Below are 26,867 nucleotides of genomic sequence, written 5' to 3' on the forward strand. Positions count from 1 at the left end.
TGTGAAGCGGCTCACATCGCCCGGGAGTTCTCGGAAGGGCTCAGAAGAGTCGGGCGAGGGGTTCGCCGTGGGCCGTCGCCGCCCACTGCCTGGTCGCGCGCTCGAGCTTGTCGGGGTTGACCTGGTTGCGGAACGCGGCGATGCCCTCGGTGGTGATCTCCAGGCACATCACGCCGAAGACCCGGCCGTCCAGGATCGCCACCAGCGCGGGGTCGCCGTTGGCGGTCGTGGCGTACAGCTCGACGGAGCCGCCGACCAGCGCCCGCTGGGCCGGCCCCTGTTTGAACAGGCCCCGCATGAACTTCGCGACCGCGAGGGCACCCTCGAACGCCCTGGCCGCAGCCGGGACCTTCCCGCCGCCGTCACCGACCGCGACGGCGTCCTCGGTGAGCAGCCGGACGAGCGGCTCGGTCCGGCCGCTGGCCGCCGCCGCGAGGAACTCCTCGATGATCCGCCGGGCCGCCGCCTCGTCGACCTCGGTGCGGGCCCTGCCCTGCGCGACGTGCTTCCTGGCCCGGTGCAGGATCTGCTGGCTGGCGGCCTCGGTGAGGTCGAGGATCCGGGCGATCTCCCGGTGCGGGTAGTCGAACGCCTCGCGCAGCACGTACACGGCGCGCTCGGCCGGGCTGAGGCGCTCCAGCAGGACCAGGACCGCGTACGACACCGACTCCCGCCGTTCCGCGGTGTCGGCGGGGCCGAGCATCGGGTCGCCGGCGAGCAGCGGCTCGGGGAGCCACTGGCCCACGTAGGTCTCGCGCCGGGCGCGGGCCGAGGTGAGCTGGTTGAGGCACAGGTTGGTGAGCACCTTGGTCAGCCAGGCCTCGGGGACCTCGATGCGGGCGGTGTCGGCGGCCTGCCAGCGCAGGTAGGTGTCCTGCACCGCGTCCTCGGCCTCGCTCGCGGAGCCGAGGAGGCGGTAGGCGATGGCCGCGAGGCGCGGCCGGGCCGCCTCGAACCGGTCCACGTCGGTAACGGTCGCTGCCATGCTGCGGATCCTAGGCGCTCGGCCGGAAGTGCCGCGATGTGCCGTCGGCCGGCGGCGACCCGATCGCCGTTGGCGTGGGGAGGTATGCGCATATTGTCGTCTATGCGTGGTATACGCCGCTGTAGCGGGCCCGGGAGAGGTTCCGTGCGGCGTACGCCGCTCACCGCAACGACCGGAGGCGAACGCATGCGGCTCCGTGTCCGGCCCCGGGGTGACCTTTCGGTCGACGATGCCCTGGGCGTGGCGCTGGCCGACGTGGTGCGCCGGACCGGGGCGGCGATCGGCGGCGTGTACCTCATCGAGGAGCCGGCCGCGCTGCTGCGCCTGGTGGCGGTGTGCGGGCTGCCCGTCGACTTCAGCGTGCCCTGGCAGCGGCTGCCGCTGACCGCGCCCGTCCCGGTGGCCGACGCGATCGAGGAGGACCACCTGGTCTGGGTCGGCTCCCAGGACGAGATGGCCCGCCGCTACCCGCGGGCCGCGACCGTCCTGCCGTACCCCTTCGCGCTCGCCGCGGCCCCGCTGCGCGGGATGCGCCGCAGGTGGGGCGGGATCGTGCTGATGTGGCCCGCCGACCACCCGCCCCGTGCCACCGCCCGCGAACGGCACCACATCACGGCCAGCGCCCGCGGTCTGGCCCGGCTCCTGGACGACTCGCCGGTGCCGCCCGCCCTCCCCGACCGGCCGCGTGCCGTGGCCGTGGACGCGCAGCGTCATCCGGCCCAGACCGCGACGGCCGCCGCCGACTTCCTCGACCGGATCCCGGAGGGTGCCGTGGCCCTGGACCTGGAGGGCCGGATCACGTTCATGTCCGCCCCGGCCGCGCGGCTGCTCGGCCGGGACGCCGACCGGCTCCTGGGCACCCGGCCCTGGCAGTCCCTGCCGTGGCTGGACGACCTGCGGTACGAGGAGCGGTACCGGCTGGCGGTCATCAGCCGGGCGCCGGTGTCCTTCAGCGCGCTCCGCCCGCCGGACCAGTGGCTGACCTTCCACCTCCACCCGGACGCCAGCGGCATCAGCGTGCGCATCACCGCCGGGGAGGAGGCGGCGACGGACGCCGGAAGCGGGCGCGCGGAGCCTGCCCCGACCACGCCCGGCCGCCTCTACCAGCTGGTCCACCTGGCGGCCGCACTCACCGAGACGGTGACCACCCGGGACCTCGTCGCGCTGATCGCGGACCAGATCCTGCCGGCGTTCGGCGCCCAGGGGTTCCTGCTCAGCATCTCCGAGGCGGGCCGCCTGCGGATCGCCGGACAGCACGGCTACTCCGCCGAGGCCGTCGAGCGCCTCGACGCCCTCCCCCTCGACACCGGTGTCACCCCGTCCGGGCAGGTCCTGGCGAGCGGCGTCCCCGCCTTCTTCGCCAGCCCGGCCGAGCTGAACGGCAACTACCCCCGGGTACCGCAGATCAGCGGGAAACAGGCGTGGGCCTACCTGCCCCTGATCATCTCCGGACGCCCGGTCGGATCCTGCATCCTCTCCTACGAACACCCGCACGTCTTCACCGCCGACGAACGCGCCGTCCTCACCCCGCTGTCCGGCCTGCTCGCCCAGGCCCTGGACCGGGCCCGCCTCTACGACACCCAGCACCACCTCGTCCACCAGCTCCAGCAGGCGCTCCTGCCGCGCAGCCTGCCCACCGTGCCCGGTCTCACGGTCGCCGCCCGCTACCTGCCGGCCGGGCACGGCATCGACGTCGGCGGCGACTTCTACGACCTGCTGCGCCTGGACGACACCTGCGCGGCCGCCGTCATCGGCGACGTGGAGGGCCACAGCATGGCCGCGGCCGCCCTGATGGGCCAGGTCCGTACGGCCATCCACGCGCACGCCACCGCCGGCGCCGCCCCGGACCAGGTCATCGCCCGTACCAACCGGCTGCTCGCCGACCTGACCCCCGACCTCCTGGTGACCTGCCTCTACCTCCATCTCGACCTGGACCGGCAGGAGCTGACCCTGGCCGGCGCCGGCCATGTGCCGCCGCTGCTGCGTCCGGCGGCCGGCCGGGCGCACCCCCTCTCCCTCGATCCCGGGCCGCCGCTGGGCGTCGACGCCTGCGCCCGCTACCCCCTCACCCGAGGCCCGCTCCCGGCGGGCTCCGTCCTCGCCCTCTACACCGACGGTCTCGTCGAACGCCCCGGCACCGACCCCGGCCACGCGACCGCGGGCCTCGCCGAGCACCTCGCCCGCGCCGACGTCGGCGACCTGGAGCGCCTCGTCGACGACCTCGTCCAGCGGGCCTGGCCGGCCGGCGGCCACACCGACGACCTCGCCGTGCTGTTGCTGCGGACCGGGCACCCGCACGCGTGAACCTGGCCCCCTGACAGGCGGCTCGGGGCGCGGGGGATACTCACCGCACAACGCGGCGGGAGCGCGCACCTGCCCCACGTACCGCCAGCCGCTCCACCCGCTCGTGCAGGGCCTCGACGTGGTCCTCGGACTCCGGCTTCATCAGGACGCTGCGCAGGATCCGGGCGCCGTCCGCGTCCGCCGTGATCTTGGGGTGGCGGGCGCCGAAGGCGACGCGGTCGGCCTTGAGGGTGCTGAGGAAGACCGGGTCGGGGGCGGCCATGCCGTCGGCCAGGACGCGGGCGGAGGCGGCGTCGATCGCGGTGAGGGCGGCCGGGTCGGTGGCCGGGAAGTAGGTGACGATGTCCAGCTGCGGGCGCTGGTAGAGCTCCAGGGCGTCGGACGCCTCGATGAGGTCCGACCAGCGCAGGGCGGCCCGGCGCCCGGCCGCCAGCACCTGGCCGAGGCCGTCGGGCGTGGGCGGCAGCAGCCGGAAGGTGAGCCACAGGGCCGCCGCCGCGGCACCGGCGCGGGAGCACTCCAGGCTGATCTCGCCCAGGTGGAGCTCGCCGGAGGTGAAGTAGGTGTACGGCGAGTCGTGCAGGTAGAAGCGGCCGACCTCGGGGTCGCGGAAGAGGACGGCGCCGCAGCCGTAGGGCTGGAGTCCGTGCTTGTGCGGGTCGACGACGATCGAGTCGGCCCCGACGAGGGCCAGCCAGGGCTCGGGCGGCAGCCCCTCGGGGCCGCCGGCGCCGGCGAGCAGCGTGAAGAAGCCGCCGTAGGCCGCGTCGACGTGGACGCGGACGCCGTGCCGCTCGGCCAGCGGCAGGATCTCGTGGACGGGGTCCACGGCGCCGAGCCCGGTGGTGCCGGCGGTGACGACGACGGTCCCGACGTCACCGGTCTCCAGCACCTCCGCCAGCGCGTCGAGGTCCATCCGGCCCCGGTCGTCGGTGCGGACGGGGTGGCTCGTCATGTCCAGCACGTGGCACATGCGGCCGTGGGTGTAGTGGGCGTCGGCGCTGTGCGCGACGCCCCGGCCGGGGTGGAGTTCACGGGCGACGAAGAGGGCTTCGAGGTTGGCGATGGTGCCGCTGGTGGTGAGGTGGCCGAGGTGGGTGTCGTAGCCGAACATCGCGGCGAGCTGTGCGACCGCCTCGCGTTCCATCGCCGCGGTGGCGGGGCCGCCGTCCAGGGCGTGGTTGTTGGGGTTGATCAGCATCGCGGTGAGGTGCCCGACCACCGCCGCGGGGTGCGGGGGCTTGAGCATCTGGCCGGCGTAGTGCGGGTGGAAGAAGGGGTAGTTGTCCTTCAGCCGGTCCGTGAACTCCGCGAACACCGGCGCGAAGCGGTCGTCGGCGACGTCGAGGGACGGGTGGGAGCGGTAGGGGCCGAAGGTGCCGGCCCACTCCTGTACCGCTTCGGTGGCTCGGCCGAGCCAGTGCTGCAGATCCACGGATCTTCCTCTCGCTCTCGCTCGCGGTGCCCCCACCGTACGATTTCGTTGACTAATCAGCAATCATCTAGTCAGTAATAAACAAGTCAGCAATAGACTGATCAGTGATTGCGGAAGCGGTAAGTGCGGTCCCAGTAAGGTCGGTCGCGATGAACTCCACGCCCCAGCACGACGCCGAAGCCGCCGCCCGCGCCGCCGACAGCCCGCTCGTCCGGGACTTCGGGCTGCTGATCACGTCCGCCACCCGCCTTGAGCAGCGCATCGACAGCGCGCTGCGCCGGGAGTGCGGGATCAGCCACACCATGCTGGAAGTGCTGATCCTGCTCTGCCGCCGGTCCGGCGAGGAGGTCTCGCAGCGGCAGCTGGCCGAGGGCCTCACCCTCACCAGCAGCGGCACCACCCGCCTGATCGACCGCATGGAGGAGGCCGGGCTGGTCCGGCGCGTGCCGTCACCTGGGGACCGTCGGGTGGCCCTGGTGGAGCCGACCGCCGAGGGGCGTACGACGTTCCTGGGCGCGGTCGCCGTGCACGCCCGGGTCGTGGAGGAGTTCTTCGTCGGGCCGCTGTCGGCCGACGACTACACGCGGCTGACCGGCGCGCTCGCCGCGATCGACCGGGCCCTGCGCGAGGACACCGGCTGAGGGCTCCCCACGGGCGTCACCGCACACCGATACGGCCGAGCCGGTCCAGCCGCCGGTTGAAGGGGGTTCGGGGCGGCGGGATCCTGGGAGCAGTACCCGGACAGCCGGAGGCACCATGCAGGGTCGCGTACCGGAGGACCTCGCGGTCGTCGTCGACGCCGGCGGCGCGGTCCTGGTGTGGAGTGCGGGGGCCCGGCGACTCCTCGGATACGAATCCGCCGAGGTCGTCGGCCGTCCCGCACTGACGCTGCTCGCCGCCGACCTGCCCGTCTCCGCGCGCCGGCACCTCGCCGACGGGCAGCGCTGGTCCACCGAGGTGGCGCTGGTGCACCGCAACGGTGACCGGATCGTCGTACACCTCCAGGGCATCCCGCTCGCGGACGCGGGCGACAGGCCGCTCTGGCTGGTGACGGGTGCCCCGCGGACGACCGTCGCCGGACGCGACCAGCCCGGCGCGGCGGCCTTGTGGGACCTCACGCTCGCCCAACTGCCCACTCCGGTGGCGATCTACGACCGTGACGCCCGGCTCGTCGCGGCCAACGACGCCATGTCACGGATCATGGGCCTGCCCGCGGCGGAGATGCGGGGCCTGACCCTGTCGGAGATCGAGCCCGGCTTCCCCTTCGACGAGTACGACCGCCTGCAGCGGCAGGTCCTGAGCACCGGGCGGACGATCTTCCACGAAGAGCACGCCCAGGCGCCGGGCGAGACCCGGGAGCACTCCTGGTCGATGTACTTCTCCCCGCTGAAGGACGAGACCGGCTCGGTGCAGGGCCTGTCCGCGGTGGTCTTCGACACCACGGAGCAGTACTGGGCCCGCCGCCACCTGGCCGTCCTCAACGACGCCGGCCTGCGCGTCGGCACCACCCTGGACGTGACCCGCACCGTCGAGGAACTGGCCGAGGTGGCCGTGTCCGGGTTCGCGGACTTCGTCACCGTCGACCTGCTGGAGTCCGTCGCCCTCGGCGACGAGCCGGAACCCCTGACACCGGGCCAACCGGTCGCCGTACGCCGGGCGGCCCAGCGGTCGGTGCTGGCGGGCTGCCCGGAGGCGGCGTTCGCCCCCGGCGACGCGTTCCGCTACCCGATGGACACGCCCCCGATGCGGACGCTGCTCACCGGCCACGGCACCCGCCACCGGCCCGGCGACCCCGGCATGCAGGACTGGCTCAGGGCCTCCCAGGCCCACGCCGAGTCCGTCACCCGGCACCTGATCCACTCGGTGCTGATGGTTCCGCTGCGGGCCCGCGGCGTCACCCTCGGCCTCGTCCACTTCCTGCGGCACCGCACGCCCGAGTCGTTCACCGAGGACGACCAGCGGCTCGCGGAGGAGATCGTCGCCAGGGCCGCGGTGAGCGTGGACAACGCCCGCCGCTACACCCGCGAGCGCCGCACCGCGCTCGCCCTGCAGCGCAGCCTGCTGCCCGGCCGGCCGCCGGGCCTGGCGGCGACGGAGGTGGCCTACCGCTACCTGCCCAGCGGGGCCGGTGCGGACGTCGGCGGCGACTGGTTCGACGTGATCCCGCTCTCCGGCGCCCGGGTCGCCCTGGTCGTCGGCGACGTCGTCGGCCACGGCATCCGCGCCTCGGCCACCATGGGCCGCCTGCGCACGGCGGTACGGACACTGGCGGACGTCGACCTCGCCCCCGACGAACTCCTCACCCAGCTGGACGACCTGGTCATCCGCCTCGACCGCGAGGAGGGCCCGGAGGTGCCCGGCCGGGCGGAGGCGGCGTCGGCCGGCGACGTCGGCGCGACCTGCCTGTACGCCGTGTACGACCCGGTGACCCGCCGCTGCACCGTGGCCCGCGCCGGTCATCCGCCGCCGGCCCTGGTCACCCCCGGCGGCGACGTCCGCTTCCTCGACCTCCCGGCAGGCCCGCCGCTCGGCCTGGGCGGGCTGCCCTTCGAGTCCGCCGAGGTGGAGCTCGCGGAGGGCAGCCTGCTCGCCCTCTACACCGACGGCCTGGTGGAGACCGCCGACCACGACATCGACGTGGGTCTCGACCTGCTCCGCGGGGCCCTCACCGACCCTGCCGCGCCCCTGGAGGAGATCTGCGACCACGTCCTGCGCACGGTCCTGACCGACCGCCCGGCCGACGACATCGTCCTCCTGCTCGCCCGTACCTCCGCCCTGGACACCGCGAAGGTCCGCACCTGGCAGCTCCCCCAGCACCCGGCCGCCGTCGCCAGGGCCCGCAAGATGGCCTGTGAACAGCTGGCGGCCTGGGGCCTGACGGACGCGGTCTTCGCCACCGAACTGATCGTCAGCGAACTGGTCACGAACGCGGTCCGCTACGGCGACGGCCCGATCGCCCTCCGCCTGATCCGCGACGCCTCCCTCATCTGCGAGGTCTCCGACGGCAGCAGCACCGCCCCGCACCTGCGCCGGGCCCGCGTCTACGACGAGGGCGGCCGGGGCCTGCTCCTGGTCGCCCAGATCTCGGAACGCTGGGGCAGCCGCCAGACCCCCACCGGCAAGACGATCTGGGCGGAACAGCCCCTGCCGGCGTGAGCCGCATGCCCAGCCCGACCCGCGTGACCCACCGGGCGGCCCGCGTGACCCACCGAGTGGGCCGCGTGACCCACCGGGTGGGCCGCCTGACCCACCCGCTGAGCCGCGTGACCTACCGGGTGAGCGGCCGGTCGCGACCCAGCGTGTCGGCCAGGGCGGACACGACGGCCGTGACGACGGCGGAGGCGACGAAACTCCCCGCCATGACCAGCACCACCCCGACCATGAACAGCCCACTGGCCTCGCCCGACCAGTCGACGTAGGCGGCGAGGGTCAGCCCCACGGTCGTACCGGCCACGGCAGCGGCACTGTGCCCCCGGGCGGCCGCGCAGCACACCGCCGCCAGCAGGGTCGCGGCCAGCCCGGCGACCTGCCACGCCTCGTACGGCCCGCTGACCGACCCGTCGGCCCGCACCTCCTGGCGCTGGTCCCAGCCCAGCCAGGCGGCCCAGGCCACCACCGACACCCCGGCCAGCACGAGTGCCGGCGCCGCCGCCCGCAGAACGGGCCTGTGAAGTCCCATGCCCCCAGAGTCCCGGCCGGGCACGGGCGCCGGACAGAGTGCGGATACTCAGACCGACCCGAGTACCTGCGCCGGTGCGGCGGCCGCCCGCGCGGACGTTCCGGGGCCTTCGGCGCCTTCGCGCTGCTCTGATTGCCCTCGCGATCCGCTCCTCCCCGCCCAACTCGGGCAGGATGAAAGGCTGTTCCTGCCGGAAGGAGAGCACCATGCCCGAGGAGCCCGAGGACTTCCCGCCCATCGAGCCCTATGCCCGCGGTCTCCTCGATGCCGGGGACGGGCAGCAGGTCTACTGGGAGACCAGCGGCAACCCTGCGGGGAAGGCCGCCCTCTGTGTGCACGGCGGCCCAGGCAGCGGCGGGCGGCGGCACAGCCGCAGGCTGTTCGATCCCGGCGGGTACCGGATCGTCCTCTTCGACCAGCGCGGCTCCGGCGAGAGCCGGCCGCACGCCTCCGACCCGTCCGTCGGCCTCGCCCACAACACCACCGACCACCTGATCGCCGACATGGAACGGCTGCGCGAGCACCTCGGCGTCGAACGCTGGCTCCTTTACGGCGGCTCCTGGGGCTCGACGCTGATCCTCGCCTACGCCGAACGCCACCCGGAGCGGGTCTCCGAGATCGTCATCGCCGGTGTCACCATGACCCGCCCCGAGGAGACCGACTGGCTCTACCGCGGTGTGGGCCGCCTGCTCCCGGGCCCCTGGGAGGCCTTCCGCGACCACCTGCCGCCCGCCGACCGCGACGGCAGCCTCGTCGCCGCCTACCACCGGCTGCTGAACGGTCCGGACGCCGCGGTCCGGGCCCGCGCGGCCCGCGCCTGGGTCACCTGGGAGGACGCCGTCATCGCCCATGAGGTGCTGGGCAGTCCGGGCGCCTACAGCGACCGCCCCGACGACGCCCTGATGGCCTTCGTCCGCATCTGCGCGCACTACTTCGCCCACGACGCCTGGCTGGAGGACGGCAGGCTGCTGCGGGACGCCCACCGGTTGGCCGGCATCCCCGGAGTGCTGATCCACGGCCGGCTGGACATCGGCAGCCCGCTGAAGACCGCGTGGGAACTGGCGAAGGCATGGCCGGACGCGGAGCTGCAGGTGATCGACGACGCGGGGCACACCGGCAGTCCCGCCATGCACCGGGCGGTCCTGACGGCCATCGCGCGGTTCGGCGAGGGCCGCTAGGCACGCCGGGTTGTCAGCTCCCCGACCCCTCCGCCCCTCGCACCTCTCCGCCTCGCGCCTCTGCCCCTCGGCGGCGGCGCAGGGCCGGATCGAGGAGGGCGGGCGGGGTGTCGAACTTCTCGTGTGCGGCCAGGTCGGTGCCGGGGGCGACGATCGCGTCGACCGCGTCCAGGACGTCCGCGGAGAGCACGATGTCGGCGGCGGCGAGCTGGGAGCGCAGGTGGTCCCGGGTGCGCGGGCCTATGAGGGCGCTGGTGACGGCGGGGTGTGCGGTCACGAAGCCGAGGGCGAGCTGGATCAGTGTCAGCCCGGCCCCGTCGGCGACGGCGGCCAGCCGTTCCACGGCGTCGAGCCGGGCCTGGTTGGCGGGCAGGGACAGGTCGAAGCGCTCGGGCGCCAGAGTGGAGCGGCTGGTGGTGACGGCCTGGCCCCTGCGCACGGCGCCGGACAGCCAGCCGGAGGCCAGCGGGCTCCACACCAGGACGCCCATCCCGTACTCCTCGGTCACGGGCAGGACATGGGACTCGACGCCCCGCTGGAGGATCGAGTAGCTGGGCTGTTCGGTGACGTACCGGCTCAGGCCGTGCTCACGGGCGGCCCACTGGCCCTGCACGATCCGGTACGCCGGGTAGGTCGAGGAGCCGAAGTGGCGGATCTTCCCGGCGCGTTGCAGATCGGTCAGCGCCGACAGGGTCTCCTCGTCACTCGTGGCCGGGTCCCAGCGGTGTATCTGGTAGAGGTCGACGTGGTCGACGCCGAGCCGCCGCAGGCTGTTCTCCAGCGCGGTGACCAGCCACCGCCGTGACCCGCCCCGGTGATTGCGCTCGTCCCCCATCGGCATGCCAGCCTTGGTGGCCAGCACGATGTCGTCGCGGCGGCCCGCGATCGCCTTGCCGACCATCTCCTCCGACTCGCCCTGCCCGTACATGTCGGCGGTGTCGATCAGATTGATCCCGGCGTCCAGGGCGGCGTCGACGATCGCGGTCGCCTCCTCCTGGGTGGTCCGCCCGATCGCCCCGAAGTTCATCGCGCCGAGCCCGAGCGCGCTGACCTGCACACCGGTACGGCCCAAAGTGCGGTACTGCATGGCTGTTCTCCTCACACGGCACACTCGACACAAACGGGACGCTGTCCCGCTTCACGTCCACGACGATACGGAACACTGTCCCGCTTGGCAACGCCCCGATAGAGTGACGCCCGACGGAGCACCCGTCGAAGGACGCCGACGAAGGACGCGGGATGAAGGACGAGGAGCAGGCGGTCCGGCCCCGGCGGGCGGACGCCCGGCGCAACGAGACGACCCTGCTGGAGGCGGCCGCGGCGGCGTTCGTCGCATCCGGCGTGGAGGCGCCGGTGCGCGACATCGCGGCCCGTGCGGGTGTCGGCACGGCGACGATCTACCGGCACTTCCCGACCCGCGCGGACCTGGTCATCGCCGTCTACCGGCACCAGGTGGAGGCCTGCGCCGAGGCCGGCCCGGCGCTGCTGGCCGACTCCGCGAGCCCTTACGAAGCGCTGCGCCGCTGGATCGACCTCTTCGTGGACTTCCTGGTCACCAAGCACGGGCTCGCCGCGGCCCTGCGTGCCGACCAGACGGGCTTCGACGCCCTCCACACCTACTTCCTGGACAGCCTGGTCCCCGTCTGCAGCCGACTCCTCGACGCGGCGACCGAGTCCGGTGAGATCCACACCGACCTGGCCGCCGTCGAGCTGATGCGCGGCGTCGGCAACCTCTGCATCGGCGCGGAGAGCGACTCCGGCTACGACCCCCGCCGCCTGGTCGCCCTTCTCGTCACGGGACTGCGCAACACGGCGGCGTGACGCCCCGTACCGCTCACGCGGCCCGCCCGGCTCCGGCCTCAGCTTCGGCACCGGCTCCGGCTCCGGCTCCGGCCTCAGCATCGGCTCCAGTGAACATGGCGATCAGCCCGTGCGGGGTGTCCTCGCCGAACATGCGCTCGTGGAGGTCGGCCGCGTCGGCGGCCTCCGCGGCGCTGCGGCGGAACATGGCCTGCTCGTACGCGGTGAGCGCGGCCTCGGTGTCGTCCGGGTTGGCCGCGAGGGCCTTGCCGAGTTCGGCGCCGTCGTACATCGCCAGGTTGGCGCCCTCGCCGTTCGGGATCATGAGGTGGGCGGCGTCGCCGACCAGGGTCACCCCGGGCACCCGGTCCCACCGGTGGCCGGCGGGAAGGGTGTACAGGGGGCGGAGGACCGGCGGGGTCTCTCCGTCGGTGATCAGCGCGGTGAGCTCGGGGGCCCAGCCGTCGAACTCCGCCGCGACGCGCGCGGCGGCCGCGTCCGCCCCGGCGGGGACGTCGGGGACGGCAGAACCGGCAGGACCGGCAGGACCAGTCGGCCCCGTGAAGCCGGCGTCGGTGAACCACTCGAGCGACCTGCGCAGCGCCACGTACGTGTGGAGGGTCCCGCCGGTCTCCCGGTGGGCCTGGATCCCCTTCCCCGGCGCGAGCGCGAACATCGCCCCGCCGCCGACCGCCCTCGCGGTGGCCGGATGCCGGATGTCGGCGTCGTACAGGTAGGTCTCGACGAACGAGGTGCCGGTGTACGCGGGTACGGCCGCGGACAGCAGCGGCCGCACCCGCGACCACGCGCCGTCCGCGCCGACCAGCAGGTCCGTGGCGACGCTGGTGCCGTCGGCGAACGTCACCTCGTGGCGGCCCCCGCCCAGGGAGCGGACGGCGCCGGCCTTGTGGCCCCAGCGGACAGTGCCGGGCGGAAGCGATGCGAGCAGGATCCGGCGCAGCTCACCCCGGAGCACCTCGGGGCGGCCTCCAGTGCCGTCGTCGCCCTCTTCGAAGAGCACGGTGCCGTCGGTGGCGAGGGCCCGGGTCGCCTCCCGCCCCGCCAGGACCAGGGCGCGGAACTCCTCGTACAGGCCTGCCTCCCGGAGCGCCCGCTGGCCGTTGTGCTCGTGGATGTCGAGCATCCCGCCCTGCGTGCGGGCCGCCGGGGAGGCCTCCGCCTCGTAGACGGTGACCGGGATGCCGTGGACGTGCAGAACGCGGGCGAGCGTGAGGCCGCCGAGTCCGGCTCCGACGATCGTGACGTGCGTGCGCATGGTGACTCCTCGGAAGTGGGCGGGAGGGAATGGAACGATATTCCAGACTGGAATTCCGTTCCATGTTGGAACGGCGCTCCAGACATGTCAAGATGGGCCCATGGCAACGCGGACACGCCGGGCACAGCGGCGCACGGACGCGCTCTCCCGCGAGCGCATCGTCGAGGCCGCCGTCGAGTTGCTCGACTCGGCCGGTGAGAGCGGGCTGACGTTCCGGGCCCTGACCGAACGCCTCGCCACCGGGCCCGGGGCGATCTACTGGCATGTGGCGAACAAGGACGAGCTGCTCGCCGCCGCCACGGACGCGGTCGTCGCCGCCGCCGTGGCCCTCGGGGCCGCCGTCGAGGACCCGCCCTCGCCGTCGGAGGGGGCAGGGACCCCGGCCTCGCCGCAGGACGGGATCCGGACCGTCGCGCTCGGGCTGTTCGACGCGATCGCACGGCATCCGTGGCTCGCGACACAGCTCGCCGCCCAACTCTCCCGCAGCCCCTGGGGAACGGTGACGCCACGGATCTTCGAGAGCATCGGTCAGCAGGTCCGCGCCCTCGACGTGCCCGAGAGCAGCTGGTTCACGGTGACCTCGGCGCTGGTGCACCACATCCTCGGCGCCGCCGGACAGAACGCCGTGAACACCGCGATCGGCCGCGCCCTCCCGCCCGGCGTGGACCGCGCCGGGTTCCTCGACACCGTGTCGACGGCGTGGGAGGAACTCGACCCCGACGAGTTCCCGTTCACCCGGGCCGTCGCGGACCAGATCCGCGGGCACGACGACCGCGCGCAGTTCCTCGCCGGCATCGATCTCGTCCTCGCCGGCATCGCCGCCACCCGGCACCGCGAGCCCCGGCCCATCGAGGAATAGCCTTCGGCCCGCCCCACGTTGCCGCGACCATGACGACGAACGCGCCCCGGCCCGAGATCCTGCGCTACACCGCCTTCTCCAGCTCCCCCGAGGGCGGCAACCCCGCCGGGGTCGTGCTGGACGCCACCGGTCTGGACGACGCCGCCATGCTCGCCATCGCCGCCGAACTCGGCTACTCGGAGTCCGCGTTCCTGACCCCGCCCCCGGCGGGCCTCGGCGGCGGGGACGGGGACGGGGACGGACGGGCGTACACCATCCGTTACTTCAGCCCCAAGGCCGAGGTGCCGTTCTGCGGGCACGCCACCATCGCGACCGCCGTGGCGCTCGCCGAACGGATCGGCCCCGGTGAGCTGGTGTTCGCCACCCGCGCGGGCACCGTGCCGGTGGCGGTGACCGCGGAGGACGGGACGGTCCGGGCCACGCTCACCAGCGTCGAGCCGCACACCGAGGAGATCGCCGGCGCCGACCTCGCGGAGGCGCTCGCCGCGCTCGACTGGCCGGCCGCCGATCTCGACCCGGCCTTCCCGCCCCGCATCGCGTTCGCCGGCGCCCGCCATCTCGTGCTCGCGGCGGCGACCCGCGCCCGGCTCGCGGACCTCGCCTACGACTTCGCGCGCCTCGAAGCGCTGATGCACCGCCTGGACCTGACCACCGTGCAGCTGGTGTGGCGGGAGTCGGCCGGCGTCTTCCACGTCCGCGACCCGTTCCCCGTCGGCGGGGTCGTCGAGGACCCGGCGACCGGCGCCGCGGCCGCCGCGTTCGGCGCCTACGCCCGTGAGCTCGGCCTGGTCCCCGAGGACGCCGTCCTCACCCTCCACCAGGGCGAGGACCTGGGCCGCCCCGGCGAACTCACGGTCACCCTGCGCGCGGGCGACCCTCGCGTGCACGTCGGCGGCACCGGGGCCCGCATCGCCTGAGCCGGCGCTCCCCCGGGCCTGCGGCGCCCCGGATATTCCGTGGCACCGCCACCGGACCCGGGCGGAGACTCGTCCCATGACGGATCCCAGGACGGATACGGCGGATACGACGGACGCGTCCGAGACGGCGGATACGACGGACGCGTCCGAGACGGCGGGCGTGGCGGATACACCGGACGCGGCACACGGAGCAGACCCGGCGCACACGCCGCCCCGCCCGCCCGGCATGGCGGACTTCCGGGAGGCCGTCGGCGCGTGGTGCCGCGGCGGCCCCGAGGAGCCCGCGCGGGAACTCGCCGAGCGGCTCGGCGTCCGGGTCGCCGTCCTGCTCGAAGGGCCCAGCGACCTCGCGGCCGTCGAGGCGCTGGCCGCCCGGCGCGGCCGGGACCTGGCGGCCGAAGGGGTCTGCGCGCTGCCGATGGGCGGGGCGATGAACGCCGGCCGGTTCGCCCGCCTCCTCGGACCGCCCGGCCTCGGCCTGCGCCTGACCGGGCTCTGCGACGAACGCGAACTCCCCTACTACACCCGCGGCCTGGCGCAGGCCGGCGCCGCACCGGACGGACTCTTCGTCTGCGCGGCCGACCTGGAGGACGAACTGATCCGTGCCCTCGGCCCGCCACGCGTCCCCGAACTCGCCCGCGCCGAGGGCGACCACCGCGCCCTGCGCACCTTCCTGAACCAGCCCGCCCAGCAGGGCCGCACCGCGCAGCAGCAGTTCCGCCGCTTCCTCGGGACGACGTCGGGCCGCAAGATCCGTTACGGCCGGGTCCTCGTCGAGGCCCTGGACCCCGACCGGGTACCCGCACCGCTCGACGCCCTGCTCACGGCTCTGTGACCACCGGGCCCGCGGCCTACGCGCCTCCTGTCCTCAACGCCCCCGCCAGCGCCCGGTACCCCGGCAGCGGGTCGGCGCCGTCGGCGTGCAGCAACTGCACCGCCACGTGGTCGGCGCCCGCGTCCAGATGGGCCCGGACGCCCTCCGCCACCCGGTCCGGGCCACCGTGCACGATGAGCGCGTCGAAGAGGCGGTCGCTGCCGCCGTCCGCGAAGTCGGCGTCGCCGAAGCCCAGGCGGCGCAGGTTGCCGACGTAGTTGGTCAGGCCCAGGTAGAAGCCGAGCGTGGCGTCGCCGATCGCGCGGGCCTTGGCGGGGTCGGTCTCCAGGACCACCTTCTGTTCGGGGGCGAGGAGCGGTCCGGCGCCGAGGAGTTCGCGAGCCCGGCGGGTGTGCTCGGGGGTGACGAGGTAGGGGTGCGCTGCCGCGGTGCGGTCGCCGGCCAGTCGCAGGACGCGGGGGCCGAGGGCCGCCAGCGCCCGCCGGGCGACCGGGACACCGCCCGCGTCGAGGACGTCCAGGTAGGCGTTGAGGGCTTCGTACGGCCGCACGAACTCCGTCGTGGCCTCCGGGTGTCCGGCGCCGACGCCCAGCAGGAAGCGGTCCGGATGGCGTCCGGCGATACGCCGGTACGCGCGGGCGACGCGGTCGGCCGGGTTGGACCAGATGTTCACGATGCCGGTGGCCACCACCAGCCGGTCCGTGGCGTCCAGCAGGCGTTCGGCTTCGGTCAGGTCCGGGTCGGTCACGTTGCCGAGCCAGAGGGTGCCGTAGCCGAGGCCTTCCAGCGCCGCGGCCAGTTCGGGTTCGGTCCTGTCGTGGCGCCACACACCGAAGGCGCCGAGGTCGATCTTGCTCGGGATCTCGTCCATGCCCCGGACAACCGAGGGGGCCGAGACCCGTATTCCGATCACCGTCGAAATATCCCCCGAATGGCCGCACGCGAGCAGGGACGGCGCCCGCGACGGCTACAGGCTCGACGACGACATCGCCGTCGGCCACGTGGTGCGGCGGAACGGTGGTCGATCCGCAGCCCCTCCCTGAAGACAACTCGGCCCGGGTGTCCACAGGGTGTGGACACCCGGGCCGGGCCGGCGGTGCGTGGGGCTCAGTTCCGTACCGTCAGGTACAGCCAGCCGCCCCAGGTGTCCGCGTTGCTGGTGTCCTTGGAGCTGTGGACGTACTCCGTCCGGACCCGGAACCGCTGGTTCACCGCGTGGGTGAGGGCCAGGTGGGTCACCCCGGTGCTGCCCGGCGTCATCGAGAAGCAGGAGGACGTGCCGATGGTGTGCCAGGCGCCGCTGTAGTACTCCTGGGCCTGGAACTTCATGCACTGCCCGGACTTGTCCGGGGTCACCACGCCGACCACCTGCGGCTGCACGGTGTGGTGGTAGACGCGGTAGGTGACGCCGCCGTAGGTGGTGCTGGTGTAGTAACTGCCCAGCCGCTCCGCGATCTTCACCTGGGTGGCGGCGGAGTGGGTGGCCGTGGCGGGGGCGTAGTGGTAGTCACCCCCGAAGGACGCCGTGTAGACGGTGGAGCGGGTGGGCTTGTACGTCGCCTTCAGGTTGCCCTTGCTGTCCACGGTGCCGGTCTTCAGCAGCGTCTTCCTGCCGCCCGCGGGGGTGGCGTAGACCGAGACCGTACGGCCGTTGTACGTGGTGCCCAGGTGGGCGGTGACGGTGGCCGTCGCGCCGTAGGCGTACGTCGACTTGTCCGTGGTGACCGTGACCGTCGACGTGGCGCGGGACACCTGGACGATCGCCGAGGCGGTGGCCGCCTGGTGGGCCGCGTCGCCCGGGTAGCTCACGGTGTAGGTGTTCGCGCCGCCGACGGACGGGGAGTCCTTGACCGTGACGGTGCCGTCGGCCGCGACGGGCGCGGTCCAGGTCGCCGGGGTCGTGGTGTGGGCGGCGTCGGTGCGGGTGACGGTGACCGTCTCACCGGCGGGGTAGGGCGCGTCGCCGAGCTTGCCGGCGAAGGAGAGGGCCGCGGTGCGGGTGGCGGTCGCGGGGGCCTTCAGGGTGAGGGCCGGGGCGTAGGCGGAGACCGTCAGGCTCGCGTCGTCGGCGCTCGGCTCGTGGGTGGCGTCACCCGCGTAGGAGAGGTGGTACGTGAACCACCCGGCCGCCTCCGGCGCGTCGGTCACCGTGAACTCCTCGGTGGCCGGGTCGACGGTCACCGAGGGGAGCTGAACGGTCTCCTGCGTGTCCTCGTCGATCCGGGACACGTCGATCGTGGTGCCCTGCGGGAAGCTGCCGAATCCCAGTTCGGGGGTGAGCGTGCCCTTGATGACGACCGAGTGCGGGCTCGCCGAGTCGATCTCCGGGGCGGCGACCGTCGTGGACAGCCGCGCCACGTACACCTTCAGGTCCGCCGTCGTGGGACGGTGGGTGGCGTCTCCGGCGTACGACACCTGGTACGTGTACGTGCCCGCGTCCTGCCGGGTGTCGCTGACGGCGAAGGTGCCGTCGGCGCCCACCGTGGCGTCGGGCAGCGGCTCCCCGTCGCGGGTGACCTGGAGGGCGGCGCCGACCGGGAGGAAGCCCCTGGTGGCCAGCGTGCCGGTGAAGGTGAACTGCTGGGTGGGGACCGCGTACCGGGGCCAGTTCAGGGTGAGGGTGGTGTCGGTGAGCTTGGCGGAGCCGAGCACGTCGAGGGCGTAGGCGCCGGAGGAGTCCCGGGTCACGGCGTACAGGGTGGTGCCGTCGCCGCCCCACGTCAGGCCGTCCGGGGCGACGGTGGTGCCGGCGGGGAAGGTGACGTGGTTCTCCGCCAGGTTGGAACCGGCGTAGAGGTAGAGGCCCGCGGTGCCGGCCGAGGCGATGGTGCCGTCGGTGTCGATCGCGAGCGAGTCCGGGCCCACGGCGCCGGTGTAGTACGGGGCCGGGTTGGCGGGCATCAGGTCGGAGGTGCGGTAGACCTGCAGCGCGCGCTCCTGGACGGCGGCGAGCAGGACCGTGGCGCCGTCGCCGGTGACCTGGAGCCCGGTCGCGGTCCCGCCGTAGACGTCCGTGTCGGCCTTGGCGGTGGCCGTGCCCGAGGAGACGTCGAAGGTCGCCATGTGGCTGAGGCCGTCCAGCGGCTCCTCGGCGGCGAGCACTCCGCCGCCGGCCGCCAGCAGCGGCGGGACCGACCAGTGGGAGAGCGAGGGCGTCGAGACCGTGCCGGACGCGTCGACGGAGCCGATCGCACCCTTGCCGTCGGCCGTTTCGTAGCCGTACCAGACCTTGCCGCCCGCCACCGCCACGGAGACGGGCGCGCTGCCGGTGCCGGTCGGGTAGCGGGCGGACTCGGTGAGCGTCGCGGTGTCGACGGCGGCGACCGCGTCCCCGTCGGCGAGGGCCGCGTAGAGGGTGGAGCCGTCGGCGGAGAGCGCGAGGCCCGTGGCGCCCTGCTCGTCCGTGATGGTGGTGAGCGGCGTGCCGGACAGGTCGGTCACCAGGATGCCGGTGGAACCGGCGCCCTGGCTGAAGAAGAGGTGCTGGTGGGCCGGGTCGGCCACCATGTGCGCGAAGTGCGCGAGCGGCAGCGATGCCGTGCTGTCGGCCAGGGCGGCGGGGCTGGTGAGGCCGACGGCGGCGGTGGTCAGCCCGGCGACGACGGATATCGCCGCCGAGAGCGAGACCTGCTTGAGGCGCATGGAGCTCCGGGGAGAAGGATGATCAGGATGTGGGGTGGCTGTGCGGACGATAACCGGTCCCGGTGGCCGGATCGTTGTCCGAAAACCTGATCTTCGCCATGTTCCGGCAAAGACTCCGTCCCGCGCATCCGCGCCCCCGCAGGGGCGCGGACGACTGCGCGACCGGCCATGCCGGCGCCGCGGACGGCACACCGCCGCACCTGCGGCGAAGCGCCTACCGGCGCGGGCCGCCGAACCTGGCGAAGGTGTGGCTGAAGTACCAGGGGTCCTGGGCTATGCCGGAGCAGGCGTTGGCGCCGCCGGTGCCGACGCAGCTGCCGTTGTCGCGCTGGAGGGCCCAGAACGAGAGGGTGTCGATGCCCTCGGCGGCGGCCCAGCGTTCGACGGTCGCGGCGTTCTGGGTGGTGAACGTCTCCGCGGGACCGAAGTCGTCGATGCCGGGCATCTCGGTGACACCGGTCATGCCCCACAGGTCCTTGGCGCTCTTGTGCGGGAACAGGGCGTGGAGCTGGGCGTGCAGGCCGTCCGCGGCGGTCTTCGTGTCGGTGGCCATGTCGTGGGCGGCGCCGTCGTAGTAGTCGAAGGTCATGATGTTGACGACGTCCACGCGCGCGTGGTTGGCGACGGCGTTCTGGAGGACGGCCAGGCCGCTGTCCGCGAGGCCCTTGGTGGTCGTCGGCAGGGTGTAGGAGAACTGGAGCGGCCGGCCGGTGCGTTCGGCCCAGTGCTCGGCCTTGGCGATCGCCTTGTTGCGGCGGTCGATTCCGGCCGCGTTGGCGAGCGAGTCCGCCTCGATGTCGAGGTCGATGCGGCTGATGCCGTACGTCGTGACGAGCTTCTCGTAGACCCCGGCGATGGCGTCCACGTCGGTGCAGCTGTCGGCGAGTTCGGTGCCGGTGGTGTCGGCGCCGTAGCCGCCGAAGGAGGGGATGGCGTTGCCGCCGCGGGCCTGGAGGGCGGCGATGTCGGCGCCGAAGGTGGCCGGGTCGACGGGCTGGGTGGCGTCACCGTTCCAGTCGGCGGTGCAGGAGCCCGCGGCCGGCGTCTGGAGGAAGGCGAGGGTGAGGTACTTGTTGCCGGACTCGGCGGCGAGCGCGGCGGGGCTCTCGCCGGTCCAGGCCTCGAAGTAGGGGGCCGCGACGTGCGCGGGCATGGGCTTCACGTGGTGCGAGGCGGCGTGCGGATCGGCGTGCGCGGCGCCTGCCCCGAGGGCAACGAGCGCGGCGGACAGGGCGGTTGCGGGCAGGGCGTGCAGGGCACGAGTGCGTCTCATGGACGCCCATAGTTGGACTAGACCAATTGACTGTCAAGGTTCTTTACGACCAGCAGACCCTTTCGTTCGATGCGGCGTCAGGAGGCGGTCACCTCCGGTCAGTTCCGGCCAAGAATTTTCATGCGAAGATTTGAACTGACCATAAGAGAGTCATTAGGGTCTGTTGCCCGAACCTCTGCTCGGAAGGAGCTCGCCTCCGTGGCGTCCCACCGTCGTGCCAAGCAGCCGGGCCGTGCCCGTGTCACCGTGCTCACCTCCGCCGCCGCTGCCGCCGTGGCCCTGAGCGCGCAGGCGGCCAACGCCGCGCCCAGCGAGAAGCCGAGCAAGAACGAGGTCAAGTCCCGGGTCGACAAGCTCTACGAGGAGGCCGAGCAGGCCACCGAGAAGTTCAACGGGGCCAAGGAGAAGCAGGAGAAGCTCCAGAAGCAGATATCCGCGCTCCAGGACTCGGTCGCCCGCGGGCAGAAGGAACTGAACGAACTCCGTGACGGCATCGGCTCCATGGCCACCGCCCAGTACCGCAGCGGCGGCCTCGACCCGTCCCTCCAGCTGTTCCTCTCCTCCGACCCGGACAGCTACCTGGACAAGGCGTCCGCCCTCGACCAGCTGAGCAGCCAGCAGGTCGAGACGCTGAAGAAGATCCAGGCCAAGCAGCGCGAGCTGGCGCAGGAGCGGGCGGAGGCCACCGGCAAGCTCCGGGACCTGGCCGCCACCCGCACCGAACTCGGCAAGAAGAAGAAGGAGGTCCAGGCCAAGCTCGCCGAGGCGCAGAAGCTGCTCAACAGCCTCACCGCGGCCGAGAAGGCCGCCCTCGCCGCCGAGCAGGACCGGGCCAGCCGCTCCTCCAGCGAGCGCGTCGACCTCGGCAACGACACCTCCGCCACCGGCAGGGCCGCCGCCGCCTTCGCCGCCGCCAAGACGAAGCTCGGCACCCCGTACGTGTACGGCGCCACCGGCCCGTCCTCCTTCGACTGCTCCGGCCTCACCTCCTGGGCCTACGCGCAGGCCGGGGTCTCCATCCCGCGCACGTCCGAGTCCCAGTCGACGATCGGCACCAGGATCTACTCGGCCTCGGACCTCCAGGTCGGCGACCTGGTCTTCTTCTTCAACGACCTGCACCACGTGGGCCTGTACGCGGGCAACGGCCAGATCCTGCACGCACCGCGCACCGGCACGGTCGTCCGCTACGAGTCGATGTCCACCATCGGCGGCCCGTTCATGTTCGGGGTCCGGGTCTGAGACACGCCCCGTCGGGAGCGCCCCGTCAGGGGCGCTGGGGGCACCCCCGGCCGAAGCCTGGGGGAGGAACTGCGCGATCAACCACGACGGTGTCGCAGACCGCCGACGGCATTGCGTGGCACCCCCGTCCGCCCCACCGTCCAGCGGGTGTCGGAACGTGGCCAACTGCCGGTCCGTCGTGGCTTGTCGCGCAGTTCCCCGCGCCCCTTTCGGGGCGCCTGCTCAGCCCTCTGTCTCCGGGCGGCCCTCGGCCGCCCAATGGGTGTGGAAGGTGCCCTCTCTGTCGACGCGGCCGTAGGTGTGGGCGCCGAAGTAGTCGCGCTGGCCCTGGAGGAGGGCCGCGGGGAGCCGGTCGGCGCGGAGCGTGTCGTAGTGGGAGAGGGCCGCCGAGAACGCCGGGACGGGAATGCCCCGGCGGGCCGCGGACGCGACCGTCTCGCGCCACGGCACCTGGGCGTCGGCGATCTCCTTCGCGAACTCCTCCTCGGCCAGCAGGCTGACGAGGTCCGGGTCGGCCCGGTAGGCCGCGCGGATCCGGTCCAGGAAGGACGCGCGGATGATGCAGCCGCCCCGCCAGATCCGGGCCACCGCACCGAGGTCGATCTTCCAGCCGTACTCGGCGGCCGCGTCCTGGATCATCGTCCAGCCCTGGTCGTAGGCGATGACCTTCGAGGCGTACAGGGCGTGTTCGACGCGGGAGGCGAAGCGGTCGGCCTCGGTGGCGCTGAGGGGTGGGGTCGTGCCGCCGGGGAGTCCGGCGTAGGCGGCGCGCAGCGCACCGCGGCCGGAGGCGGCGCGGGCGAACGTCGCCTGGGCGATCGCGGTGACCGGCGAGGCCAGGTCCAGCGCGGTCTGCACGGTCCAGCGCCCGGTGCCCTTCTGCCCGGCCGCGTCGGCGACGACGTCGACGAAGGGCGCGCCGGTGGCGGCGTCGACGTGCGCGAGGACGTCGGCGGTGATCTCGATGAGGTAGGAGCCGAGGCGGCCGCCGTTCCACTCCCGGAAGATGCCGGCGATCTCGGCCGGCGCGTACCCGCCGACCTGGCGCAGCAGGTCGTAGGCCTCGGCGATGAGCTGCATGTCGGCGTACTCGATGCCGTTGTGGACCATCTTGACGAAGTGCCCGGCGCCGTCCGCGCCGACGTGCGTGGCGCACGGCTCGCCGTCCACCTTGGCACTGATGTCCTCGAACATCGGCCCGAGCACGGCGTACGACTCGGCGGAGCCGCCCGGCATGACGGACGGCCCGTGCAGCGCGCCCTCCTCGCCGCCGGAGACGCCCACACCCACGAAGTGCAGGCCTTTCTCGCGCAGCGCGGCCTCGCGGCGGCGGGTGTCGGCGAAGTGGGCGTTGCCGCCGTCGATGACGATGTCACCGGGTTCGAGGAGCGGTACGAACTCGTCGATGACGGCGTCGGTGGCGGCGCCCGCCTGGACCATGATCATGAGGCGGCGGGGGCGTTCGAGCGCGGCGACGAACTCGGCGGCGGTCTCGGCGCCGACGAAGTCGCCCTCGCCGCCGTACTCCGCGATCAGCGCGCGGGTGCGGGCCGGGGTGCGGTTGTGGACGGCGACCGGGTAGCCGTGCCGGGCGAAGTTCCGGGCCAGGTTGCGGCCCATCACGCCGAGGCCGGTCACGCCGATGGCTGCGGATGCGTTCACGGGGGGACTCCGTTCTGCGGACGCGTGTTGTGCCCGGAGGTACGGGTGGACGGCGGGCGGGCGTTCAGGTCCGGCACGATCACGCGGACGCTCAGCCGTGGGAGACGGTGAACACCAGGCGCCGGCCTGGCTCGACGGGGGCGGTCCAGGCCTCCTCGACGCCGGCGAGCGGCACCGGCAGGGCGTCGGCGGTGAGGGTGCCCCGGGTCAGTTCGGCCATCAGGGACGGCAGTTCGGCGACGATGCCGCGGGCGGTGACGGAGCCCTGGCCGCTGCCCATGAGCCGCAGGTTCGCCATCCGCAGCACGACGGAGGCAGGGTGATCCCGGGGCCGGCCGTGGCGCCGATCTGGATCCAGTCCAGCGGGGCACTGCGGTCGGTGCGGCGGGTGAGGACGGCGGGAGCCCTCGGTGGGCGTGCCCCAGGTGTGGTCGAGGACGACGTCGACGTCCGCGGCGGCCTCGCCGAGCCGGGCGTCGGCCCGGTCCCGGTCACCGGCCAGGGCGCGGTGGTGAACCACCGCACCGGCATCCGAGCCGAGCCGATCATCCGAACAGGCGAAAGTCGCGGCGCCGAGCGCGTGGGGCCGCCACCCGGCGAGCCGTCCGTCAGAGGATCCGAAGATGCGAACGGATGATCTACGGCTGCTCACCGCCGCGCTGGTGCTCCTCCTGACCGGCGCGTTCCTCACCACACCCGCCAAGGCCGACGAGCGCACGGCCACCTGTGCCTTCGGGCGGCGCAGCACCCCGCCACCCGCTGCGCACCAGGACGGCGCGGACCGCGCCACCGGCGGCGGCCGCCGTGCCGTTCACCCCGTTCGCACCGTCCGCTGGACCGCGCCCACCGTCGGATACCGGCTCTCCGCCCGCTACGCGGCCAAGGGCCGCCTCTGGAAACACCGGCACACCGGCCAGGACTTCGCGGTCGACGCCGGTACGCCCGTGTACGCCGTCGGCCCTGGCAGCGTCGTGGCCGCGACCTGCGGCGACGCCTTCGGCAACCAGGTCGTGTTACACCATCCCGACGGCTACTACACCCAGTACGCCCACCTGTCCGTCATCAACGTCCGCCGCGGCCAGCACGTCTCGACGGGCCAGCGGATCGGCGCGGCCGGCTCCACCGGCAACGCGGAAGGCCCGCACCTCCACTTCGAGGTCCGCACCACCCGGCACCTGGGCTCCGAGGTCCCGCCGCTCCCGTGGCTGCGGCACCACGGCGTGAGCGTGCCCGCGAAGCCGTGCCCGGCACACGGCCACCCGGCCCCGAGCGCCTCGGCCACCGCGTCCGCCACGGCCACCGCGTCCGCCACGGCCACCGCGGCCGCGAGTCCGGCACCGGCGCGGACAACCGTCAAGCCGTCCGCGCGGACGACGACCGCCCGGCCGGGGCGCGGCCGCCCGGCGAGGCCGCACAGGACCACGGCCCCTCGGGCGACCTCGACGCATCAGGGAACCCCGTTGAAGCACTGGCTCCCGACGTCGGTGTGGGATCCGGCGACGCTGTGGAACCTGACGGCCGGGCGGGTGCCGGGGACACGGCCGTAGCACGCCGGAAGCGCACAGGGTCACGGTATGAGCACATACCGTGGCCTCTGCGCGGGGAGCGGCCAGACTGCCTCCCATGGCACGTCTGAGGTTCCTGTGGGTCGCCGTGCTGGTCGCCCTCCTGCTGCTGCCCCTGTCCCGGCCGGAGACCCCGCGGCCCGCCGCACCCGGGCCCTTCGGGGCGTACGTCGGGTACGGCGCGGACGGCGTACGGCGGGTGGCGGCGCTCGGCAGCTGGCTGCGGGACCGGCCCCGGGTCGGGCACACCTACCTGCCCGGTGACGTGTGGCGGAACATCGAGGGCGCCCCGGACTTCGTACGGCTGTGGGCCCGTTGGCGGCAGGCCGAATCCGACCGGCTCCTCGTCCTCAACGTGCCGATGCTGGAACACACCGAGGCACACGTCCCCGACGCCGAGGTGCGCCGCCAACTGCGGCTCGGGGCGAGCGGTTCGTACGACGTCCACTTCCGTGCCCTGGCCCGGCGGCTGGTCGCGGTCGGCGCGCCGGACACCGTCGTCGTGCTCGGCTGGGAGATGAACGGGGACACGTACACCCACCGCTGCGGCCCCGACCCCGCCGCCTGGCGGGCGTACTGGCGGCGGATCGTGACGGCCATGCGGTCGGTGCCGGGCGCCCGGTTCCGGTTCGACTTCGCGCCCAACCGGGGCCGGGACGCCGTCCCCTGGACCACGTGCTACCCGGGGGACGCATACGTGGACGTGCTGGGGATGGACGCGTACGACGCCCCGCGGGGGATGTCCTTCCAGGACCAGGTCGCCGAGCCGTACGGGCTGCGGGCCCAGGTCGACTTCGCCCGGGCCCACGGTAAACCGGTCTCCTACCCCGAGTGGGGGCTGTACGAGAACGGCGACGATCCGGCGTACCTGCGATCCATGCTGGACTGGTTCGCGAGCAGCCGCCCGCTCTACCAGACGATCACCGACTACTGCCCGCACGGCGTCTGGCAGTGCCGCGGCAACCCGAGGTCCACGGCCGTGTACCGGTCGCTGCTGCGGAGTTGACCACTCCCCCTCGATTCCTACGAGTTCGCGCTCGACGGGCCGAAGAACTCGATCTCGGCGATGGCCACCTGGGTGCGGCCCGACGTCTGGTACGACGAGTCGATCGTGAAGCGGACGGAGACGACGTCCGCGGCCCGCAGGTCTCGGGTCTGGCCGCCGGCCGCCTGGTCGAGGGTCAGTTCGCGGGTCAGTGTCTTGCCGTCCGCGGTCTTGATGGTCGCCGTCAAGCGGTGCGGCAGGGCTGACTTGTTCAGCTGCTCGGTGTGGGTCGACTCGCCGGCGGTGATGACGACGTTCAGGAGCCGGGTCGGCTCGTCGAAGTGCGCCTCGACCCACTCGCCCTCGCCGGCCCCGGCGATGCCCGGGCCCCACCACGTGTTGTTCAGCTTGTCGAAGAGCAGTTCCGGCTTGTGGCCGGCGTAGGCGCGGGAGGCGCGGTAGCTGTCCGGGGAGACCGGGGCGCGCTTGGCGAAGTGGTCGCGGGTGGCGCTCACCGCCTTCGGCGTGTTGACCGCAAGGACCGTGACGCCGGTGAGGACGGCGGCGGCGACGATCCAGGTGAGGACGCGGTCGAAGGTGCGGCGGAGGCGGGGGCGGTCGCCCGCCCACGGGGTCTCCCTGTTGCGGAAGTCGAAGATGCGGCGCCACCAGGGGCGGCGGGCGGCGGGGCCGGTGTCGGGGTGGCCGGCCATGGGCATGGCGCAGCGGGTGCAGAAGTGGCGGTCGTGGCGGTTGGGGGTGGCGCACCAGGGGCAGGGGGTGCCGCCGTGGGCGCCGAGGTCCTCGCCGGGGGCGCGGACTGCGGCGGGGCGCTGGGGGGTGGGGCGGCCGGGGAGTACCGGAGCGATGGGTTGGGGGGCCGAGGTGGGGGTGGGCTCGCTCACCGGGATGAGGAGGCGGCGGGCTCGGTCGCGGTCGTGGTCGCGGGCGTGGTCGCGGTCCTGGTCGCGGTCCTGGTCCTGGTTTTCGTTCGCGGGTGGGTGGGGGGTGGGGAGGGGGGTGGTTTCGGCCGTGGGTGAGGTGGCGGTGGGTGGGGGCTGGTCGCGCAGTTCCCCGCGCCCCTGAAGGGGCGCTGTGGTGGGCCGTGTTGACAGGTCGCCGTGGGGCTGGAGGGGGGCTGTGGTGGGCCGTGTTGACAGGTCGCCGTGGGGCTGGAGGGGGGCTGTGGTGGGCCGTGTTGACAGGTCGCCGTGGGGCTGGAGGGGGGCTGTG

At 73.5% G+C, this 26,867-nt stretch carries 22 protein-coding genes; 11 read left to right on the forward strand and 11 right to left on the reverse strand.

Annotated features, from left to right (window positions below):
• Positions 1-40: 40 nt before the first annotated feature.
• A complete protein-coding gene (locus tag ACZ63F_RS27140) occupies positions 41-985 on the reverse strand; it encodes an RNA polymerase sigma-70 factor (protein ID WP_469714422.1) in 945 nt (314 codons plus the stop codon).
• Positions 986-1,171: 186 nt separating this feature from the next.
• On the opposite strand from ACZ63F_RS27140, the gene ACZ63F_RS27145 reads away from it, so the two are divergent.
• Complete coding sequence (locus ACZ63F_RS27145) at positions 1,172-3,289, forward strand: SpoIIE family protein phosphatase (RefSeq protein ID WP_469714425.1); 2,118 nt, start codon at positions 1,172-1,174, stop codon at positions 3,287-3,289.
• A gap of 40 nt (positions 3,290-3,329) precedes the next feature.
• Here the strand turns inward: ACZ63F_RS27145 and ACZ63F_RS27150 are convergent, their stop codons facing one another.
• Complete coding sequence (locus ACZ63F_RS27150; protein WP_469714427.1) at positions 3,330-4,724, reverse strand: pyridoxal phosphate-dependent decarboxylase family protein; 1,395 nt, start codon at positions 4,722-4,724, stop codon at positions 3,330-3,332.
• Positions 4,725-4,873: 149 nt separating this feature from the next.
• Here ACZ63F_RS27150 and ACZ63F_RS27155 point away from each other — a divergent pair, with 149 nt between their 5' ends.
• Complete coding sequence (locus ACZ63F_RS27155; protein WP_469714428.1) at positions 4,874-5,365, forward strand: MarR family winged helix-turn-helix transcriptional regulator; 492 nt, start codon at positions 4,874-4,876, stop codon at positions 5,363-5,365.
• A 115-nt stretch (positions 5,366-5,480) separates the two neighbouring features.
• Entirely contained in the window at positions 5,481-7,880 is a 2,400-nt protein-coding gene (locus tag ACZ63F_RS27160) for a SpoIIE family protein phosphatase (RefSeq protein WP_469714430.1), read from the forward strand.
• Positions 7,881-7,992: 112 nt separating this feature from the next.
• Here ACZ63F_RS27160 and ACZ63F_RS27165 read toward each other — a convergent pair whose 3' ends face one another.
• Entirely contained in the window at positions 7,993-8,403 is a 411-nt protein-coding gene (locus ACZ63F_RS27165; RefSeq protein ID WP_469714432.1) for a hypothetical protein, read from the reverse strand.
• Between the two features lie 206 nt (positions 8,404-8,609).
• Here ACZ63F_RS27165 and pip point away from each other — a divergent pair, with 206 nt between their 5' ends.
• Positions 8,610-9,581 (forward strand): prolyl aminopeptidase, encoded by a 972-nt coding sequence (gene pip, locus ACZ63F_RS27170; RefSeq protein WP_469714434.1) that lies wholly within the window; start codon positions 8,610-8,612, stop codon positions 9,579-9,581.
• A 13-nt stretch (positions 9,582-9,594) separates the two neighbouring features.
• Here the strand turns inward: pip and ACZ63F_RS27175 are convergent, their stop codons facing one another.
• Positions 9,595-10,668, reverse strand: a complete 1,074-nt coding sequence (locus tag ACZ63F_RS27175) for an aldo/keto reductase (protein ID WP_469714436.1) — start codon at positions 10,666-10,668, stop codon at positions 9,595-9,597.
• 152 nt (positions 10,669-10,820) lie between these two features.
• Between ACZ63F_RS27175 and ACZ63F_RS27180 the strand changes: the two genes are divergently transcribed.
• Complete coding sequence (locus ACZ63F_RS27180) at positions 10,821-11,402, forward strand: TetR/AcrR family transcriptional regulator (RefSeq protein ID WP_469714438.1); 582 nt, start codon at positions 10,821-10,823, stop codon at positions 11,400-11,402.
• Between the two features lie 13 nt (positions 11,403-11,415).
• Here the strand turns inward: ACZ63F_RS27180 and ACZ63F_RS27185 are convergent, their stop codons facing one another.
• Positions 11,416-12,657, reverse strand: a complete 1,242-nt coding sequence (locus ACZ63F_RS27185; RefSeq protein ID WP_469714440.1) for an FAD-dependent oxidoreductase — start codon at positions 12,655-12,657, stop codon at positions 11,416-11,418.
• 100 nt (positions 12,658-12,757) lie between these two features.
• On the opposite strand from ACZ63F_RS27185, the gene ACZ63F_RS27190 reads away from it, so the two are divergent.
• The 3 genes from ACZ63F_RS27190 (at position 12,758) to ACZ63F_RS27200 (ending at position 15,268) form a co-directional block, all read left to right on the forward strand.
• A complete protein-coding gene (locus ACZ63F_RS27190; RefSeq protein ID WP_469714442.1) occupies positions 12,758-13,516 on the forward strand; it encodes a TetR/AcrR family transcriptional regulator in 759 nt (252 codons plus the stop codon).
• Positions 13,517-13,545: 29 nt separating this feature from the next.
• Positions 13,546-14,433, forward strand: a complete 888-nt coding sequence (locus ACZ63F_RS27195; protein WP_469714444.1) for a PhzF family phenazine biosynthesis protein — start codon at positions 13,546-13,548, stop codon at positions 14,431-14,433.
• Between the two features lie 226 nt (positions 14,434-14,659).
• Positions 14,660-15,268, forward strand: a complete 609-nt coding sequence (locus tag ACZ63F_RS27200; RefSeq protein WP_469714562.1) for a TOPRIM nucleotidyl transferase/hydrolase domain-containing protein — start codon at positions 14,660-14,662, stop codon at positions 15,266-15,268.
• A gap of 16 nt (positions 15,269-15,284) precedes the next feature.
• Here ACZ63F_RS27200 and ACZ63F_RS27205 read toward each other — a convergent pair whose 3' ends face one another.
• The 3 genes from ACZ63F_RS27205 to ACZ63F_RS27215 all read right to left on the reverse strand — a co-directional run bounded on the left by ACZ63F_RS27205 (position 15,285) and on the right by ACZ63F_RS27215 (position 20,183).
• Complete coding sequence (locus tag ACZ63F_RS27205; RefSeq protein WP_469714446.1) at positions 15,285-16,181, reverse strand: LLM class F420-dependent oxidoreductase; 897 nt, start codon at positions 16,179-16,181, stop codon at positions 15,285-15,287.
• A 194-nt stretch (positions 16,182-16,375) separates the two neighbouring features.
• Positions 16,376-18,910, reverse strand: coding sequence for a hypothetical protein (locus tag ACZ63F_RS27210; RefSeq protein ID WP_469714448.1), 2,535 nt, complete (start codon positions 18,908-18,910; stop codon positions 16,376-16,378).
• A gap of 214 nt (positions 18,911-19,124) precedes the next feature.
• A complete protein-coding gene (locus ACZ63F_RS27215) occupies positions 19,125-20,183 on the reverse strand; it encodes a chitinase (RefSeq protein ID WP_469714450.1) in 1,059 nt (352 codons plus the stop codon).
• 198 nt (positions 20,184-20,381) lie between these two features.
• Here ACZ63F_RS27215 and ACZ63F_RS27220 point away from each other — a divergent pair, with 198 nt between their 5' ends.
• On the forward strand, positions 20,382-21,422 hold the full coding sequence (locus ACZ63F_RS27220) for a C40 family peptidase (protein ID WP_469714453.1): 1,041 nt from the start codon (positions 20,382-20,384) through the stop codon (positions 21,420-21,422).
• A 222-nt stretch (positions 21,423-21,644) separates the two neighbouring features.
• Here ACZ63F_RS27220 and gndA read toward each other — a convergent pair whose 3' ends face one another.
• Positions 21,645-23,084, reverse strand: a complete 1,440-nt coding sequence (gene gndA / locus ACZ63F_RS27225; protein WP_469714455.1) for an NADP-dependent phosphogluconate dehydrogenase — start codon at positions 23,082-23,084, stop codon at positions 21,645-21,647.
• Between the two features lie 91 nt (positions 23,085-23,175).
• A complete protein-coding gene (locus ACZ63F_RS27230; protein WP_469714457.1) occupies positions 23,176-23,604 on the reverse strand; it encodes a hypothetical protein in 429 nt (142 codons plus the stop codon).
• Positions 23,605-23,707: 103 nt separating this feature from the next.
• Between ACZ63F_RS27230 and ACZ63F_RS27235 the strand changes: the two genes are divergently transcribed.
• Positions 23,708-24,631 carry a M23 family metallopeptidase gene (locus ACZ63F_RS27235; RefSeq protein ID WP_469714459.1) on the forward strand — a complete coding sequence of 308 codons (924 nt, stop codon included), beginning with the start codon at positions 23,708-23,710 and terminating at the stop codon, positions 24,629-24,631.
• A gap of 76 nt (positions 24,632-24,707) precedes the next feature.
• Positions 24,708-25,655, forward strand: a complete 948-nt coding sequence (locus ACZ63F_RS27240) for a glycoside hydrolase family 26 protein (protein WP_469714461.1) — start codon at positions 24,708-24,710, stop codon at positions 25,653-25,655.
• A gap of 17 nt (positions 25,656-25,672) precedes the next feature.
• Here the strand turns inward: ACZ63F_RS27240 and ACZ63F_RS27245 are convergent, their stop codons facing one another.
• Complete coding sequence (locus tag ACZ63F_RS27245; RefSeq protein WP_469714463.1) at positions 25,673-26,539, reverse strand: NADase-type glycan-binding domain-containing protein; 867 nt, start codon at positions 26,537-26,539, stop codon at positions 25,673-25,675.
• Between the last annotated feature and the right edge of the window lie 328 nt (positions 26,540-26,867).

The sequence above is a fragment of the Streptomyces sp. NPDC104761 genome (assembly GCF_055583445.1).

Bases quoted from the DNA above. Each gene is read 5' to 3' on its own strand.
- ACZ63F_RS27140 (WP_469714422.1), bottom strand. From the start codon at position 985: ATGGCAGCGACCGTTACCGACGTGGACCGGTTCGAGGCGGCCCGGCCG.
- ACZ63F_RS27145 (WP_469714425.1), top strand. From the start codon at position 1,172: ATGCGGCTCCGTGTCCGGCCCCGGGGTGACCTTTCGGTCGACGATGCC.
- ACZ63F_RS27155 (WP_469714428.1), top strand. From the start codon at position 4,874: ATGAACTCCACGCCCCAGCACGACGCCGAAGCCGCCGCCCGCGCCGCC.
- ACZ63F_RS27160 (WP_469714430.1), top strand. From the start codon at position 5,481: ATGCAGGGTCGCGTACCGGAGGACCTCGCGGTCGTCGTCGACGCCGGC.
- ACZ63F_RS27165 (WP_469714432.1), bottom strand. From the start codon at position 8,403: ATGGGACTTCACAGGCCCGTTCTGCGGGCGGCGGCGCCGGCACTCGTG.
- pip (WP_469714434.1), top strand. From the start codon at position 8,610: ATGCCCGAGGAGCCCGAGGACTTCCCGCCCATCGAGCCCTATGCCCGC.
- ACZ63F_RS27175 (WP_469714436.1), bottom strand. From the start codon at position 10,668: ATGCAGTACCGCACTTTGGGCCGTACCGGTGTGCAGGTCAGCGCGCTC.
- ACZ63F_RS27180 (WP_469714438.1), top strand. From the start codon at position 10,821: ATGAAGGACGAGGAGCAGGCGGTCCGGCCCCGGCGGGCGGACGCCCGG.
- ACZ63F_RS27185 (WP_469714440.1), bottom strand. From the start codon at position 12,657: ATGCGCACGCACGTCACGATCGTCGGAGCCGGACTCGGCGGCCTCACG.
- ACZ63F_RS27190 (WP_469714442.1), top strand. From the start codon at position 12,758: ATGGCAACGCGGACACGCCGGGCACAGCGGCGCACGGACGCGCTCTCC.
- ACZ63F_RS27195 (WP_469714444.1), top strand. From the start codon at position 13,546: ATGACGACGAACGCGCCCCGGCCCGAGATCCTGCGCTACACCGCCTTC.
- ACZ63F_RS27200 (WP_469714562.1), top strand. From the start codon at position 14,660: ATGGCGGACTTCCGGGAGGCCGTCGGCGCGTGGTGCCGCGGCGGCCCC.
- ACZ63F_RS27210 (WP_469714448.1), bottom strand. From the start codon at position 18,910: ATGCGCCTCAAGCAGGTCTCGCTCTCGGCGGCGATATCCGTCGTCGCC.
- ACZ63F_RS27215 (WP_469714450.1), bottom strand. From the start codon at position 20,183: ATGAGACGCACTCGTGCCCTGCACGCCCTGCCCGCAACCGCCCTGTCC.
- ACZ63F_RS27235 (WP_469714459.1), top strand. From the start codon at position 23,708: ATGCGAACGGATGATCTACGGCTGCTCACCGCCGCGCTGGTGCTCCTC.
- ACZ63F_RS27240 (WP_469714461.1), top strand. From the start codon at position 24,708: ATGGCACGTCTGAGGTTCCTGTGGGTCGCCGTGCTGGTCGCCCTCCTG.